This window comes from Micromonospora sp. DH14, from assembly GCF_029809455.1.
Lineage (GTDB): Bacteria > Actinomycetota > Actinomycetes > Mycobacteriales > Micromonosporaceae > Micromonospora > Micromonospora parva.
The window spans coordinates 639,224-652,532 of record NZ_JARVKT010000001.1 but is presented as its reverse complement, the minus strand read 5'-3'; the positions used below and the strand labels follow the sequence as shown (position 1 = coordinate 652,532).

The window sequence follows — 13,309 nt, the reverse complement described above, 5'->3', positions numbered from 1 at the left end:
AGTTCTTGCCAACCGACGCATGATGTTGCGTCGCCGCTCGCGCATGTTGCGGGGACGTTAGCAAGACGTTGCAGATTATGGAAGGGCTTGCAAAGCACCCCGCAAGAACTTGCCGGTGGGCTAAAGTGCCGCCATGCGCGCTCGACTGTCCGACATCGCCCAGCAGGCCGAAGTCAGCGAGGCCACGGTGTCGCGGGTGCTCAACGACCGCCCCGGCGTGGCAGCGGAGACCCGCCAGGCCGTCCTCACCGCCCTCGACGTGCTCGGATACGAGCGCCCGGCCCGGCTGCGTAAGCGCAGCGCCGGCCTGGTCGGCCTGGTGGTGCCGGAGCTGGACAACCCGATCTTCCCCGCCTTCGCCCAGGTCATCGAGTCCACCCTGGCGCAGAGCGGGTTCACCCCGGTGCTCTGCACCCAGACCGCCGGCGGGGTGACCGAGGACGAGTACGTGGAGATGCTGCTGGACCGGCAGGTCTCCGGGATCGTCTTCGTCTCCGGCCTGCACGCCGACACCGCCGCCAACCACGACCGCTACCGGGCGCTGCTCGCCCGGCCGTTGCCGGTCGTGATGATCAACGGTTACGTGCCCGGCATCGGCGCACCCTTCGTATCCTGCGACGACCGGGAGGCGGCCGAGCTCGCCGTCGCCCACCTGGTCGCGCTCGGGCACCGGCGGATCGGCCTGATCACCGGCCCGGACCGGTTCGTCCCGGTGCAGCGCAAGGTCGCCGGCTGGCGATCCGCGATGACCCGGCTGGCCGGCGTCGCCGAAGCCGACCTGGGCCCCTTGGCCGAGCTGTCACTGTTCGGAGTGGAGGGTGGCGAGGCGGCGGCCGGGCGACTGCTGGACCGCGGCGTCACCGGTGTGGTCTGCGGCTCCGACCTGATGGCGCTCGGCGCGGTCCGGGCCGCCCGCCAACGCGGCCTCAACGTGCCCGACGGCCTCTCCGTGGTGGGTTACGACGACTCACCGCTGATGGCCTTCACCGACCCGCCGCTGACCACCATGCGGCAGCCGGTCACCGCGATGGCGGTGGCCGCCGTCCGGGCGCTGGTGGACGAGATCAACGGGCACGGCGCCCCGCATTCGGAGTACCTGTTCCGCCCGGAGCTGGTGGTCCGCGGCTCCACGGCTGTCGCACCGAGTTCCGCCCGCCTCTCTTACGCAAGATCTGCTTGACTCTTGCAGCGGCCGGCCGGCATATTGCTCGAATGATCAGCGCCACCACCCCACCGCCCGCCACCGACGACTGGTGGCGTTCCGCGGTCGTCTACCAGGTGTACGTCCGCAGCTTCGCCGACAGCGACGGCGACGGCATCGGCGACCTCCAGGGCATCCGGCAGCGCCTGCCGTACCTGCGCGACCTCGGGGTGGACGCGCTCTGGCTGACCCCCTTCTACACCTCGCCCATGATCGACGGCGGGTACGACGTGGCCGACTACCGCGACGTCGACCCGATGTTCGGCACCCTCGACGACTTCGACGCGATGATCACCGACGCGCACGCCCACGGGCTGCGGATCATCGTCGACCTGGTGCCCAACCACACCTCCAGCGCGCACCAGTGGTTCACCGCCGCGCTCGCCGCCGGCCCCGGCTCACCGGAGCGGGCCCGCTACCTCTTCGCCGACGGCCGGGGCGCGCACGGCGAGCTACCCCCGAACGACTGGGAGAGCATCTTCGGCGGCCCCGCCTGGACGCGGATCGCTGACGGTCAGTGGTACCTGCACCTGTTCGACCCGTCGCAGCCCGACCTGAACTGGCGCCACCCGGAGGTCCGCGCCGAGTTCGAGGACGTGCTGCGGTTCTGGCTGGACCGGGGCGTGGACGGATTCCGCATCGACGTGGCGCACGGCATGATCAAGGCGGAAGGGCTGCCGGACGTCGGCTTCAGCTCGATGACCACCGGCCAGCGTCAGGTCGAACTGCTCGGCAAGGGCCGGTTGCCGTACTTCGACCAGGACGAGGTGCACGAGATCTACCGCGCCTGGCGGCCCATCCTGGACAGCTACCCGGGCGGTCGGATGGCGGTCGCCGAGGCGTGGGCCGAGACGCCGCAGCGGCTGGCCCGCTACATCGGCCCGGACGAGTTGCACCAGGCGTTCAGCTTCGACTTCCTCGACGCCACCTGGTCGGCCGACTCGTTCCGCAAGGTGATCGACACCGCGCTGGCCGAGGCGACGGTGGTCGGGGCGCCGACCACCTGGGTGTTGTCCAACCACGACAAGCAGCGGCACGTCACCCGCTACGGCGACGGCCCCGAAGGACTGCGCCGCGCCCGCGCCGCCAGCCTGCTGATGCTCGCCCTGCCCGGCTGCGCCTACCTCTATCAGGGCGAGGAGTTGGGCCTGCCGGAGGTCCTCGACCTCCCCGACGAACTACGCCAGGACCCGGCGTTCCTACGCACCGGCGAGAGCCGGGACGGCTGCCGGGTGCCCATCCCGTGGAGCGGCGAGTTGACCCCGTACGGCTTCGGGCCGGCCGGCAGCGAGCTGAGCTGGCTACCCGCCCCGGCCCTCTGGCAGACGCTCTCCGTCGCCGCGCAGACCGGCGTGCCCGGCTCCACCCTGGAGCTGTACCGGGCGGCACTGCGGATCCGGCGCGACCATCCCGCGCTCGCCCTCGACGCCGACGGGGTCACCTGGCGGGAGAGCGAACCGGGCGTGCTGGCCTTCTCCCGTACCGCCGGCACAACCGCGCTGACCTGCGTGGTCAACCTCAGCGGCGCACCGGTCCTGATCCACGGGTACGGCCAGCCGCTCGTCGCCAGCGACGAGCTCACCGAGCAGGGCAGCGGTCATCTGCTGCCAATTGACGCGGCAGTCTGGTTGGAACAGCGCTGAACGGGTAACTCGTTCCCGACCTGGTCGTTCGTCGTGCCCCGCGCCGGCGGGCGACTGGGCTACCGACCCCTTGTGGTGGGGGGTGAGGTGCCACCGGCGCCGCGCGGAGTCCGCTCCGCGTGGCGCCGGTGTCCGTAGCCGGCCGATGGTGTGGCCCGCAGGGGTCGCGGGTACCGCATTGGGCACCGTCGTTAGGAGGTGCCCCATGGTGGTACGGATCGCCCAGTGCACGCTCGACGTCGAGGACCTGGACGTGATGGTCGCGTTCTGGTCGGCGGCCCTCGGCTACGAGGTCGAGCGCGGCGACGACGGCAGCGCCAGGCTCCGGCCGCCCGGGCCGCCGTCCGCCACGGCGCCCACCGTGTGGTTGCAGGGCTCGGGCACCGCCAAGCGGGGCAAGAACCGGCTGCACCTCGACCTGGTCGCGGACGCGGACCCCCAGGCCGAGGTACGGCGGCTGCTGAGCCTCGGCGCGCGGCACGTCGACGTCGGGCAGACCGGGGCCGAACAGTTCACGGTGCTCGCCGACCCGGAAGGCAACGAGTTCTGCGTGCTGGACCGCGCGCCAACCCGCTGACCCCTCACTTCGCGGTGAGCAACGCCGCGATCCGGGTGAAGCCGGCGCGCACCTCGGCCTCGTCCGGCGGTTCGGCGGGCTCACCGTGACCCGCCTCGTCGGCGGCCGCGTCCAACTCCTCGTCGATCACGTCCTCGAAGTCCCCGTACAGGTCGGCTCCCTCCACCTGACGGGCCTCGTCCTCGGCGGCGACCTGCGCGGCGGCGATCTCGCTGCGGATCTCGTCGGCGGACAGTGCCGGCAGCAACGGCTCCACCACGGCCACCAACTGCTCCTCGGCCACCACCGCCTCGGCCAGGGCCAACGCGTGGGGGCGCTCGTACGGCCCGCAGACCACCGGCTCCCACTCGTCGAGATCACCGAGCGGACCGAAGGTGATGATCCACGGCAGGCCGAGCAGCGGTGAGTCCGCCGGCAGGTCGAGTGTCATGAGTGCGCCCACCGGCTCATCATGGTCCGCGAACGCGAGCGCCGGTGCGGTTCTCCGCTGTTGTCGCCCGTCCGGCGGTCGTTCGGCGCTCGTTCGGCGGCGCTCCGGCGGTCGTTCGGCCTCGTCCGGCGGCGCTCCGGCAGTCGTTCGGCGCTCGTCCGGCGGCGCTCCGGCGGTCGTTCGGCGCTCGTCCGGCGGCCGTGTCGGCCCGGCCGGTCAGCCGGGACGGACAGCGTCCAGGGCGGCGCGGACCAGGGCGAGCGCCGTGGTCGGCGGCACACCGAGCCGAGCCGCCTCCGCCGCGTAGCCGGCCGCCGCCTGCTGCAGACGGTCGACGGCGTCGTCCCGCCCCGGAGCGACGAAGGTGCCGTTGCGCCCCCGGGTCTCCAGCAGCCCGGCCGTCTCCAACTCGCGGTAGGCGCGGGCCACGGTGTTCGCTGCCAACCGCAGGTCAGCGGCGAGCTGCCGGACGGTCGGCAGTCGAGTGCCGACCGGCAACCGGCCGTCGCCGATCAGCTCGGCGAGCTGCACCCGCACCTGCTCGTACGGGGGCACCGACGAGTCGGCATCGACCGAGATCAGCACCTGCCCGCCTTCCGTCATCAGCCCGCCCCGCCCGGCGTACCGGGGTCGATGCCCTCGTCGACATCCTTCGGCGGCGCGGGGGTCTCCGCGAGATCCACGACCCGACCGGTGGTGCTGGTCGCGAGGAGCGCCGCGCCGAACAGCACCAGCTGGTTGAGCAGGTAGAGGTAGAGCAGCAGACCGACGGCGCCGGCCACCACTGTGTACGCCGGATTCCGCTCGGTCCGCACCACGTAGTATCGCCCGACCGTGTTCAGCAGGGTGATACCGATCGCCACCAGCAACACCACCGGGCGCAGCCGGGAGCGGCTCATCCGCAGCCGGGGCACGGCGAGCAGCAACGCGGTGGCGAGCACGGTGTTGACCAGCACGCTGAGCACCGCGCTGATCGTGGTCAGACCGACCGAGCCGGTGCTGCGGAGCAGGAAACGCAGCAGCGACTCCAACGCGTCCACCGCCGCGACCGACACGCCGAGCAGCACGAAGACGCCGATCATCACGCCCAGGTCGACGAGCCGCCGCACCACCAGGTTGCCCGGCTGCTGGTTGAGCTGGTACATCAGCCGCTGCGAGGACCGGATGGCCTCCACCCAGCCGATCCCGGTGAAGACCAGGATGACCAGGCCGACCACACCGACGGTGCCGCTGGAGTTGGCGATCTGCTCGGCGTCCAGGAACGGCAGATTCTCCTTGAGGAAGTCGGCCGCCGCCGCGCTGACCTCGTCGTTGTCCTCCAGGATCGCGCCGAAGACGGAGAACGCGACCAGGGCGAGGGCGAACACGGCGAAGAAGCCGTAGTAGGCGATGGCGGCGGCCAACCGACCGGCCAGCACCTCGCCGTACAGCACGCCGGCCCGCCACACGTGGTCGAAGAGGCTCGACCGGTGGCGCGCGCCGCTCACCCAGCGGTCGATGCCCGCCTCGATCCGGCCGATCACGTTCACGCGATCATCCTCGCCGATCTCCCACCGCTGTAGTGGCAACCAGCTTCCCGTGCTCGCCGGCCGGCGCGTCGCCGCGCTTCAGTCGCCGCGTTTCGGTCGCGACGCGTCAGCCGCCGAGGCAGAAGTCCCGGCGCGGCTGCCACCTGGTCTGCCCGCTGTGCGAGAAGAGGGTGAACGCGCCGACCTCGAACACCGCGGAGAAGTCGGCGAGATCCTCGTACACCTTGTCCAGGGCCTCCGGTGCCACGTCCTGAGCCACTGTGACGTGCGGATGGTACGGGAATCGGAGCTCCCGGTGCAGGCCGGGCGTCGCGGCGATGGCCGCGGCCAGCAACTCGCACTCGCTGATCCCGGCGGCCACCGCGACGAACACCACCTGGGTGACCGGACGGAATGTGCCGGTGCCCCGCAGGTGCAGCGTGAACGGCAGGTGCGCGGCGGCGACGGCGGCCAGGTGCCGCTCGACCGCAGGCAGGTTGGCCGTGCTGATCTCGGTGGGACCGAGCAACGTCACGTGCGCGGGCACCGCCAGCGGATCGCCGGCCTCGATCCGTCGCCGGGTGAGCTGGGCACCCCACGGCTCGGGGATGTCCACCGCGATGCCGATCTGGATGGTGTCGCCGGTCGGCGGCACCCCGCTACTGCGATCCACGCTTCGCGCCGCCCCTCCGACCACCGACCCGTCCACCTGTACCGCGGACCTACTCGCCGCGCACGGGCGGGAAGAAACCCACCCGCTCGTACGCGGACCGCAGGGTCGCCGCGGCCACCGCGCGGGCCTTCTCCGCGCCGGCCGCGAGCAGCTTGTCCAGCTGCGCCGGATCGTCGAGGTAGGTGCGGGTGCGCTCCTGGATCGGACGGACGAAGTCCGTCACGACCTCGGCCAGCTCCTTCTTCAGATCGCCGTAGCCGCGGCCTGCGAACGCGGCCACCAACTCGTCGATGCTGCGGCCACTGAGCGCCGAGTGGATGGTCAACAGGTTGGACACACCCGGCTTGGTCTCGGCGTCGAAGACGATCTCCCGGCCGGTGTCGGTCACCGCCGAACGGATCTTCTTCGCGGACCGGGCCGGGTCTTCGAGCAGGTCGATGATGCCGGCCGGCGAGGACGACGACTTCGACATCTTCGCCGTCGGGTCCTGCAGATCGGTGATCTTGGCAGTGTCCTTGACGATGTGTGGCGCGGGCACCGTGAACGTGGCGCCGAACAGCGAGTTGAACCGCTGGGCCAGATCCCGGGAGAGCTCCAGGTGCTGGCGCTGGTCCTCGCCGACCGGAACCGCGTTGGCCTGGTAGAGCAGGATGTCGGCGGCCTGGAGGACCGGATAGGTGAACAGCCCGACGCTGGCCCGCTCGTTACCCTGCTTCTGCGACTTGTCCTTGAACTGGGTCATCCGGCTGGCCTCACCGAAACCGGTGATGCAGCCGAGCACCCAGGCCAGCTGCGGGTGCTCGGGCACCTGCGACTGGACGAACAGGGTGCTGCGTTCCGGGTCCAGCCCGACCGCGAAGAGCTGGGCCGCGGCCACCCGGGTCCGCTGGCGCAGCAGCGCCGGGTCGTGCCCCGCGGTGATGGCGTGCAGGTCCACCACGCAGTAGAACGCGTCGTGGGTGTCCTGCAGGGCTACCCAGTGCCGCACCGCGCCCAGATAGTTGCCGAGGTGGAACGAGTCGGCTGTCGGCTGGATGCCGGAGAAGACGCGGGGCCGGGCGGGAACGTCGGACATGGCGATAATTCTGTCAGCAAGCAACCCGGTCCGTCATGACGGGCCGGCGGGTCGGCTCCGGCCCGCCGATGCCGGGGTGCTGACCTCGCGTGCTTCGCCCGCGCCAAGCCGGTGCGTCGACCCGAGGGTGACCCGGCGGTGCTGCCCCGCGACCGCCTCCCCGGCCGGCTCCGGGCCGCCCGCCGAGGCTGGCACAGCGTCGTACTCGCGGCGCGGCTCGGTGCCGCGCGCGGCGGAGACGGCGAGTTGGGCCACCCGGCGGCCGTCCAGCGTGAGCACCCGCAGCAGCCAGCCGGCCGGCAACTCGGCCGGATCGGGCGCGCTGACGTCGGCGGGCTCGGCGGGCACCGGCACCTCGTCGCCGGTCACCGGAAGCCGACCCAGCGCGGCCATCACGAACCCGCCCACCGTCTCGTACGGGCCGGCGGGTAGCGCCACCCCGGTCCGCTCGGCGAAGTCAGCGAGGTTGAGGCGACCGTCCACCACGGCGGGCAGGCCAGCGTGCACCGGGTCCGGGGCGGCGTCGTACTCGTCGTGGATCTCACCGACCAGCTCCTCGATGAGGTCCTCCAGGGTGACGATCCCGGCCGTGCCGCCGTACTCGTCCACCACCACCGCGAGGTGCTGGCCCTCCCGCCGCATCTCGGTCAGCGCGGCGAGCACCCGTTTGCTGCCGGGGAGCCGCTTCACCTCCCGAGCCAGCTCACCGACGGTGAGGCACGGGTCGGCGTCCGGACGCAGCAGCACGTCCCGGAGGTGTACGAAGCCGATCACGTCGTCGTGGGTGGCGTCGGTGACCGGGTAGCGGGTGTGTGTTTCGGCGCGGACCAGTCGGGCGGCTTCGCCGATGGTCAGCCGCGCCGGCAGGAAGACCACCTCGGTGCGCGGCATCATCACCTCGCGGATCAGACTGGCACCGGCCACCAGGACCTCGTCGATGATCCGTCGCTCGTCCGGGTCGAGCACCGTGTTCGCCGCGACCAGGTCCCGCAGATCGGCCTCCGAGATGCGCTCCCGGCCGGCCGTCGGACCGGTCCCGAGCAGGTCGGTGACGAGTCGGGTGGCACCGTCCGCCGCGCGGACCAGCACCCGGGCGACGGCCCGGGCGAGCGGACCGGGGTCGCGGCGGGGGTGTGCCCGCGCGCGCCGCCGGAGCCCGGTACGGGCCACTTCCCGCATGACAGAGATGGTAGACACCGTGGGCCCGCCGCACCGGCCATCCGGCGGAGCGGCCACGGATGTTCGGCTCTGTTTAATCGTGAAAGATTATGATGGAATGGGTTGCCGGTGGTGTCGGCGAGGATGCCGACCACCGCCCTAGTGTGATCACCCAAAGGGCCACGTCCCGGGCGGGCCAGGCAGGAGGCAACGACGTGAAACTGCTCGTCACCGGGGGCGCCGGCTTCATCGGGAGCGTGGTGACCCGGATGCTGCTCGACGCGGGCCACCAGGTGGTCATCCTGGACGACCTCCGCACCGGCCACCGCGAAGCCCTCGCCCCCGACGCCACCCATGTCGAGGCGTCCATCCACGACGCCGCCCACGTCATCACCGCCGACGCCGGCTTCGACGGGGTGCTGCACTTCGCCGCCCTCATCGCCGCCGGCGAGTCGATGATCAAGCCGGAGCTGTACTGGCGGAACAACACCGTCGGCACGCTCGCCCTGATCGACGCCGTCCGGGCGGCCGGGGTGCCCCGGATGGTCTTCTCCTCCACCGCCGCCGTCTACGGCAACCCCACCGAGCTGCCCATCACCGAAAACGCGGTGAAGGCGCCCACCAACACGTACGGCGCCACCAAACTCGCCGTCGACATGGCACTCACCTCCGAGGCGATCGCGCACGGGCTGGCCGCCGTGTCACTGCGCTACTTCAACGTGGCCGGCGCCCACCTCGACGGCGACACCGCGCTCGGCGAGCGGCACGACCCGGAGACCCACCTGATCCCGATCGCGCTGGACGTCGCCGCCGGCCGGCGGGAGAAACTCCAGCTCTTCGGTGACGACTACCCCACCGTCGACGGCACCTGCGTCCGCGACTACATCCACGTCGCCGACCTGGCCCGCGCGCACCTGCTGGCGCTGGACGCGGCCACCGGCGGCCAGCACCGGATCTACAACCTGGGCAACGGCAACGGCTTCACCAACCGCCAGGTCGTCGACGTGGTCCGCGAGGTCACCGGGCACCAACTGCCCGTCGAGGTCGCCCCGCGCCGCGAGGGCGACCCGGCCGAGTTGGTCGCGTCGTCCACGCTGGCCCGCGAGGAGCTGGGCTGGGTGCCGCAGAAGCCGACCCTGCACGACATGGTCGGGGATGCCTGGGCGTTCTACCGCACGCACATCCTGGGGCAACCGTGAGCGCGAGGAGTGAGCCGGGCCTGCGAGCCCCGCAGTCGCGAACAGAGGTGGCGCTGTGAGCGCGAGGAGTGAGCCGGGCCTGCGAGCCCCGCAGCCGCGAACGAAGGGAGACACCGTGACCCACCCGGCCGATGATGTCGCCGAGCGGGCTGCGGCCGGCTTCTCCGCACAGTTCGGCGGGCAGGCATCCGGGCGCTGGGCGGCCCCGGGTCGGGTCAACCTGATCGGCGAGCACACCGACTACAACGAAGGCTTCGTGCTGCCGTTCGCCCTGCCGATGCGCACCGTCGTCGCCGCCGACCGGCAGGACGGGGAGCACTGGACGGTCTGGTCCGAGCTCTCCGGCGAGACGATCACGTTCGGCGCGGACGACGTCGCCGAGCCGGGCCGGGTCACCGGTTGGGGCGCGTACGTCGCGGGTGTGGTCTGGGCGCTGCGCGAGGCGGGTCATCCCGTGCCGGGTGCCCGGCTGGCGATCGCTTCCGACGTGCCGCTGGGTTCCGGGCTCTCCTCCTCGGCCGCGCTGGAGTCAGCCGTACTGGCTGCCCTGCTCGACCTCGGCGGGCTGGAGCTGGCCCCGGAACTGCAACCCCGGCTGGCACAGCGGGCGGAGAACGTCTACGTGGGTGCGCCGACCGGCATCATGGACCAGTCGGCGGCGATCCGTTGCCGGGCCGGGCACGCCCTCTTCCTCGACTGCCGCGACGAGTCGGTCGAGCACATCCCGTTCGACCTGGACGCTGCCGGACTGGCCGTGCTGGTCATCGACAGCCGGGCACCGCACCGCCACGCCGACGGGGAGTACGCGGCCCGCCGTCGCTCCTGCGAGGCCGGCGCCAGCGCGCTCGGGGTTGCCGCGCTGCGGGATGTGGGCATCGACCAGCTCGACGCCGCGTTGGCTCAGCTCGACGACGAGGAGACCCGGCGTCGGGTCCGACACGTGGTCACCGAGGACCAGCGCGTACTGGACACGGTGGCGCTGCTGCGTGCCGCCCGGGTCCGCGACATCGGCCCGCTGCTGACGGCTTCCCACGTCTCGATGCGCGACGACTTCGAGATCACCGTGCCGGAGATCGACACCGCCGTCGAGGCGGCGTTGGCAGCCGGCGCGCTGGGCGCCCGCATGACCGGGGGCGGCTTCGGCGGATGCGTGCTCGCGCTGATCGAGGCCGACCGTGCCGACGAGGTCGCCGCCGCCGTGACCGACGCGTACGCGGCGCAGGGTTTCACCGCCCCCACCACCGTGACGGTCCTCCCCTCCCCCGGCGCCACCCGCCTCCCCTAACCCCCACACCCCAGGTTGATCAAGAAGTTTGCGTCACTTTCAGCCCGCATCCTGACGCAAACTTCTTGATCACCGGGCGGGGCCGGGGCCGGGGGTGGGCGTGGGGGTGGGCCGGAGGTTGGAGATCGTGCTTGTTCAAGGAAGTAGTGGCCTCGCCCGCTGGGCGAGGCCACTACTTCATGGATCGAGCGCGATCTTGGCGCGGGCGCGGGCGCGGTGTTCGGGGTCCTGTTGGGGGGTGGGGTGGGCCGAGAGGGATTAGCTGGCTTCGACGATCATGGCGGCGCCTACCGTGCGGTTGGTCGCCTCGTCGATGATGACGAAGCCGCCGGTGGTGCGGTTGCGGCGGTACTCGTCGGCCAGCAGCGGCACCGTCGTGCGCAGCCGCACCCGGCCGATCTCGTTGAGCCGCAGTTCGTCAGCCGACTCGTCGCGGTGCAGCGAGTTGATGTCCAGCCGGTAGTGCACCCCGCGCACGATCGCCCGAGCCGACCGGGTGGTGTGCTTGATCGCGTACCGGCCGGCGACGCGCAGGGGGGCCGTCTCGTCCATCCAGCAGACCATCGCCTCGATGTCCTGGGCCACCGCCGGCGCGTTGTTCGGCCGGCAGATCAGGTCACCCCGGGAGATGTCGATCTCGTCGGCCAGTCGTACGGTGACCGACATCGGCGGGAACGCCTCCGCGACCGGCCCGTCGGCGGTCTCCACGGCGGCGATCCGGCTGGTGAAGCCGGAGGGCAGCACCATCACCTCGTCACCCGGCTTCAGCACCCCGGAGGCGACCTGACCGGCGTAGCCGCGGTAGTCGGTGACGGTGGTGGACTGCGGACGGATCACGTACTGCACCGGGAACCGGACGTCGACCAGGTTGCGGTCGCTCGCGATGTGCACCCGCTCCAGGTGGTGCAGCAGCGAGGGGCCTTCGTACCACTGCATGTTCTCCGACCGGGACACGATGTTGTCGCCGCGCAGCGCGGAGACCGGCACCACGGTCAGGTCCGGTACGTCGAGCTTCGCCGCGAAGGCGGTGAACTCGTCGGCGATCCGCTCGTAGACCTCCTGCGACCAGTCGACGAGGTCCATCTTGTTGACACAGAGGACCAGGTGCGGCACCCGCAGCAGGGAGCAGAGGAACGCGTGCCGACGGGACTGCTCGACGAGGCCCTTGCGCGCGTCCACCAGGATCAACGCCAGGTCCGCCGTCGATGCTCCGGTGACCATGTTGCGGGTGTACTGGATGTGGCCGGGGGTGTCGGCGATGATGAACTTGCGCCGGGGGGTGGCGAAGTAGCGGTACGCCACGTCGATGGTGATGCCCTGCTCCCGCTCGGCACGCAGGCCGTCGGTGAGCAACGCCAGGTTGGTGTATTCGTCGCCGCGGGCCGCGCTGACCGCCTCCACGGCTGCCAACTGGTCGGTGAAGAGCGACTTGGTGTCGTAGAGCAGTCGCCCGATCAGGGTCGACTTCCCGTCGTCGACGCTGCCGGCGGTGGCGAACCGCAGCAGGTCCATGGCCCGGGCCTCCGACCCGGCCCCGGCAACAGCCCGGCCCTCCGCATCCGCGGAGGGCATGATCTCGGTGCTCATCAGAAGTAGCCCTCCCGCTTGCGGTCCTCCATGGCGGCCTCGCTGACCCGGTCGTCACCACGGGTGGCGCCGCGCTCGGTGATCCGAGTGGCCGCCACCTCCTCGATGACCTTCTCCACGGTGTCCGCATCGGAGCGGACCGCGGCGGTGCAGGAGGCGTCACCGACGGTGCGGTAGCGCACCTGGGCCTTGAACCGCTCCTCACCCGCGCGGGGGCGGAAGAACTCGTTGACGGCGTAGAACATGCCGTCGCGCTCGACCACCTCGCGCTCGTGCGCGTAGTAGATCGACGGCAGCGGGATGCGTTCCCGGGCGATGTAGTGCCAGACGTCCAGCTCGGTCCAGTTGGACAGTGGGAAGACCCGGATCGACTCGCCCGGGTGGTGCCGGCCGTTGTACAGCGACCACAGCTCCGGCCGCTGGTTCTTCGGGTCCCACTGACCGAACTCGTCGCGGAAGCTGAACACCCGTTCCTTCGCCCGGGCCTTCTCCTCGTCCCGGCGGGCGCCACCGAACAGCGCGTCGAAGCGGTGCTTCTCCACCGCGTCCAGCAGCACCGGCGTCTGGATCCGGTTGCGCATGCCGTCAGCGGACTCCCGGACCATGCCGCTGGCCAGGGCCTCGGGCACGCTCGCCACGACGAGTTGCAACCCCAGCTCGGCGACCCGCTGGTCGCGGTATTCCAGGACCTCGGGGAAGTTGTGCCCGGTGTCGACGTGCATGACCGGGAAGGGGACGTTGGCCGGGGCGAACGCCTTCTGCGCCAGCCGCAGCATGACGATCGAGTCCTTGCCACCGGAGAAGAGCAGCACCGGCCGTTCCATCTCGGCGACCACCTCGCGCATCACGAAGATGCTCTCCGCTTCGAGGGCGTCCAGGTGGGAGACCTGGTACGCCGCGGGGGTGGTCATGACACCGGCTCGATTCGCTCGCTCATCCGATTTCCAGACCTTTCCGGTCGGGCATGTCAAGA

Annotated in this window: 12 protein-coding genes and 1 pseudogene; 5 read left to right on the top strand and 8 right to left on the bottom strand. The window is 71.3% G+C overall.

Annotation, left to right across the window (positions count from 1 at the left end):
• The first annotated feature begins 133 nt into the window (after positions 1–133).
• The 3 genes from QCZ28_RS03100 to QCZ28_RS03090 all read left to right on the top strand — a co-directional run bounded on the left by QCZ28_RS03100 (position 134) and on the right by QCZ28_RS03090 (position 3,421).
• A complete protein-coding gene (locus QCZ28_RS03100; protein WP_030329071.1) occupies positions 134–1,180 on the top strand; it encodes a LacI family DNA-binding transcriptional regulator in 1,047 nt (348 codons plus the stop codon).
• A gap of 32 nt (positions 1,181–1,212) precedes the next feature.
• Positions 1,213–2,844: a glycoside hydrolase family 13 protein gene (locus QCZ28_RS03095; RefSeq protein WP_279515106.1), complete on the top strand. Its 1,632-nt coding sequence runs from the start codon at positions 1,213–1,215 to the stop codon at positions 2,842–2,844.
• A 205-nt stretch (positions 2,845–3,049) separates the two neighbouring features.
• Entirely contained in the window at positions 3,050–3,421 is a 372-nt protein-coding gene (locus QCZ28_RS03090; RefSeq protein WP_279515105.1) for a VOC family protein, read from the top strand.
• Between the two features lie 4 nt (positions 3,422–3,425).
• Here the strand turns inward: QCZ28_RS03090 and QCZ28_RS03085 are convergent, their stop codons facing one another.
• The 6 genes and pseudogenes from QCZ28_RS03085 to QCZ28_RS03060 form a co-directional block, all read right to left on the bottom strand.
• Positions 3,426–3,863, bottom strand: a complete 438-nt coding sequence (locus QCZ28_RS03085; RefSeq protein ID WP_279515104.1) for a hypothetical protein — start codon at positions 3,861–3,863, stop codon at positions 3,426–3,428.
• Positions 3,864–4,067: 204 nt separating this feature from the next.
• A complete protein-coding gene (locus QCZ28_RS03080; protein WP_279515103.1) occupies positions 4,068–4,454 on the bottom strand; it encodes a GntR family transcriptional regulator in 387 nt (128 codons plus the stop codon).
• Positions 4,454–5,380 carry a YhjD/YihY/BrkB family envelope integrity protein gene (locus QCZ28_RS03075; RefSeq protein ID WP_279515102.1) on the bottom strand — a complete coding sequence of 309 codons (927 nt, stop codon included), beginning with the start codon at positions 5,378–5,380 and terminating at the stop codon, positions 4,454–4,456. Before QCZ28_RS03075 ends, QCZ28_RS03080 begins: the two co-directional genes overlap by 1 nt.
• 106 nt (positions 5,381–5,486) lie before the next feature.
• Complete coding sequence (locus tag QCZ28_RS03070) at positions 5,487–6,032, bottom strand: 2'-5' RNA ligase family protein (protein WP_279515101.1); 546 nt, start codon at positions 6,030–6,032, stop codon at positions 5,487–5,489.
• Between the two features lie 49 nt (positions 6,033–6,081).
• The gene (trpS, locus tag QCZ28_RS03065; RefSeq protein WP_030329086.1) at positions 6,082–7,107 is read right to left on the bottom strand and encodes a tryptophan--tRNA ligase; all 1,026 of its coding nucleotides are present in this window, start codon (positions 7,105–7,107) and stop codon (positions 6,082–6,084) included.
• Between the two features lie 204 nt (positions 7,108–7,311).
• A pseudogene (locus QCZ28_RS03060) lies at positions 7,312–8,286 on the bottom strand (hemolysin family protein); the annotation flags it as partial.
• A 194-nt stretch (positions 8,287–8,480) separates the two neighbouring features.
• On the opposite strand from QCZ28_RS03060, the gene galE reads away from it, so the two are divergent.
• The gene (gene galE, locus QCZ28_RS03055; protein ID WP_279515100.1) at positions 8,481–9,464 is read left to right on the top strand and encodes a UDP-glucose 4-epimerase GalE; all 984 of its coding nucleotides are present in this window, start codon (positions 8,481–8,483) and stop codon (positions 9,462–9,464) included.
• Positions 9,465–9,579: 115 nt separating this feature from the next.
• The gene (galK, locus tag QCZ28_RS03050; protein ID WP_279515099.1) at positions 9,580–10,749 is read left to right on the top strand and encodes a galactokinase; all 1,170 of its coding nucleotides are present in this window, start codon (positions 9,580–9,582) and stop codon (positions 10,747–10,749) included.
• Positions 10,750–11,007: 258 nt separating this feature from the next.
• Here galK and QCZ28_RS03045 read toward each other — a convergent pair whose 3' ends face one another.
• Together QCZ28_RS03045 and cysD are read right to left on the bottom strand one after the other, a co-directional pair.
• Positions 11,008–12,321 (bottom strand): GTP-binding protein, encoded by a 1,314-nt coding sequence (locus QCZ28_RS03045; RefSeq protein WP_279515296.1) that lies wholly within the window; start codon positions 12,319–12,321, stop codon positions 11,008–11,010.
• 14 nt (positions 12,322–12,335) lie between these two features.
• On the bottom strand, positions 12,336–13,247 hold the full coding sequence (gene cysD / locus QCZ28_RS03040; protein ID WP_030329095.1) for a sulfate adenylyltransferase subunit CysD: 912 nt from the start codon (positions 13,245–13,247) through the stop codon (positions 12,336–12,338).
• Positions 13,248–13,309 lie beyond the last annotated feature (62 nt).

Excerpts from the sequence above, each read along its gene's own strand:
- QCZ28_RS03100 (WP_030329071.1), top strand. The coding sequence starts at position 134 with ATGCGCGCTCGACTGTCCGACATCGCCCAGCAGGCCGAAGTCAGCGAG.
- QCZ28_RS03095 (WP_279515106.1), top strand. The coding sequence starts at position 1,213 with ATGATCAGCGCCACCACCCCACCGCCCGCCACCGACGACTGGTGGCGT.
- QCZ28_RS03090 (WP_279515105.1), top strand. The coding sequence starts at position 3,050 with ATGGTGGTACGGATCGCCCAGTGCACGCTCGACGTCGAGGACCTGGAC.
- QCZ28_RS03080 (WP_279515103.1), bottom strand. The coding sequence starts at position 4,454 with ATGACGGAAGGCGGGCAGGTGCTGATCTCGGTCGATGCCGACTCGTCG.
- trpS (WP_030329086.1), bottom strand. The coding sequence starts at position 7,107 with ATGTCCGACGTTCCCGCCCGGCCCCGCGTCTTCTCCGGCATCCAGCCG.
- QCZ28_RS03045 (WP_279515296.1), bottom strand. The coding sequence starts at position 12,321 with ATGCCCTCCGCGGATGCGGAGGGCCGGGCTGTTGCCGGGGCCGGGTCG.
- cysD (WP_030329095.1), bottom strand. The coding sequence starts at position 13,247 with ATGACCACCCCCGCGGCGTACCAGGTCTCCCACCTGGACGCCCTCGAA.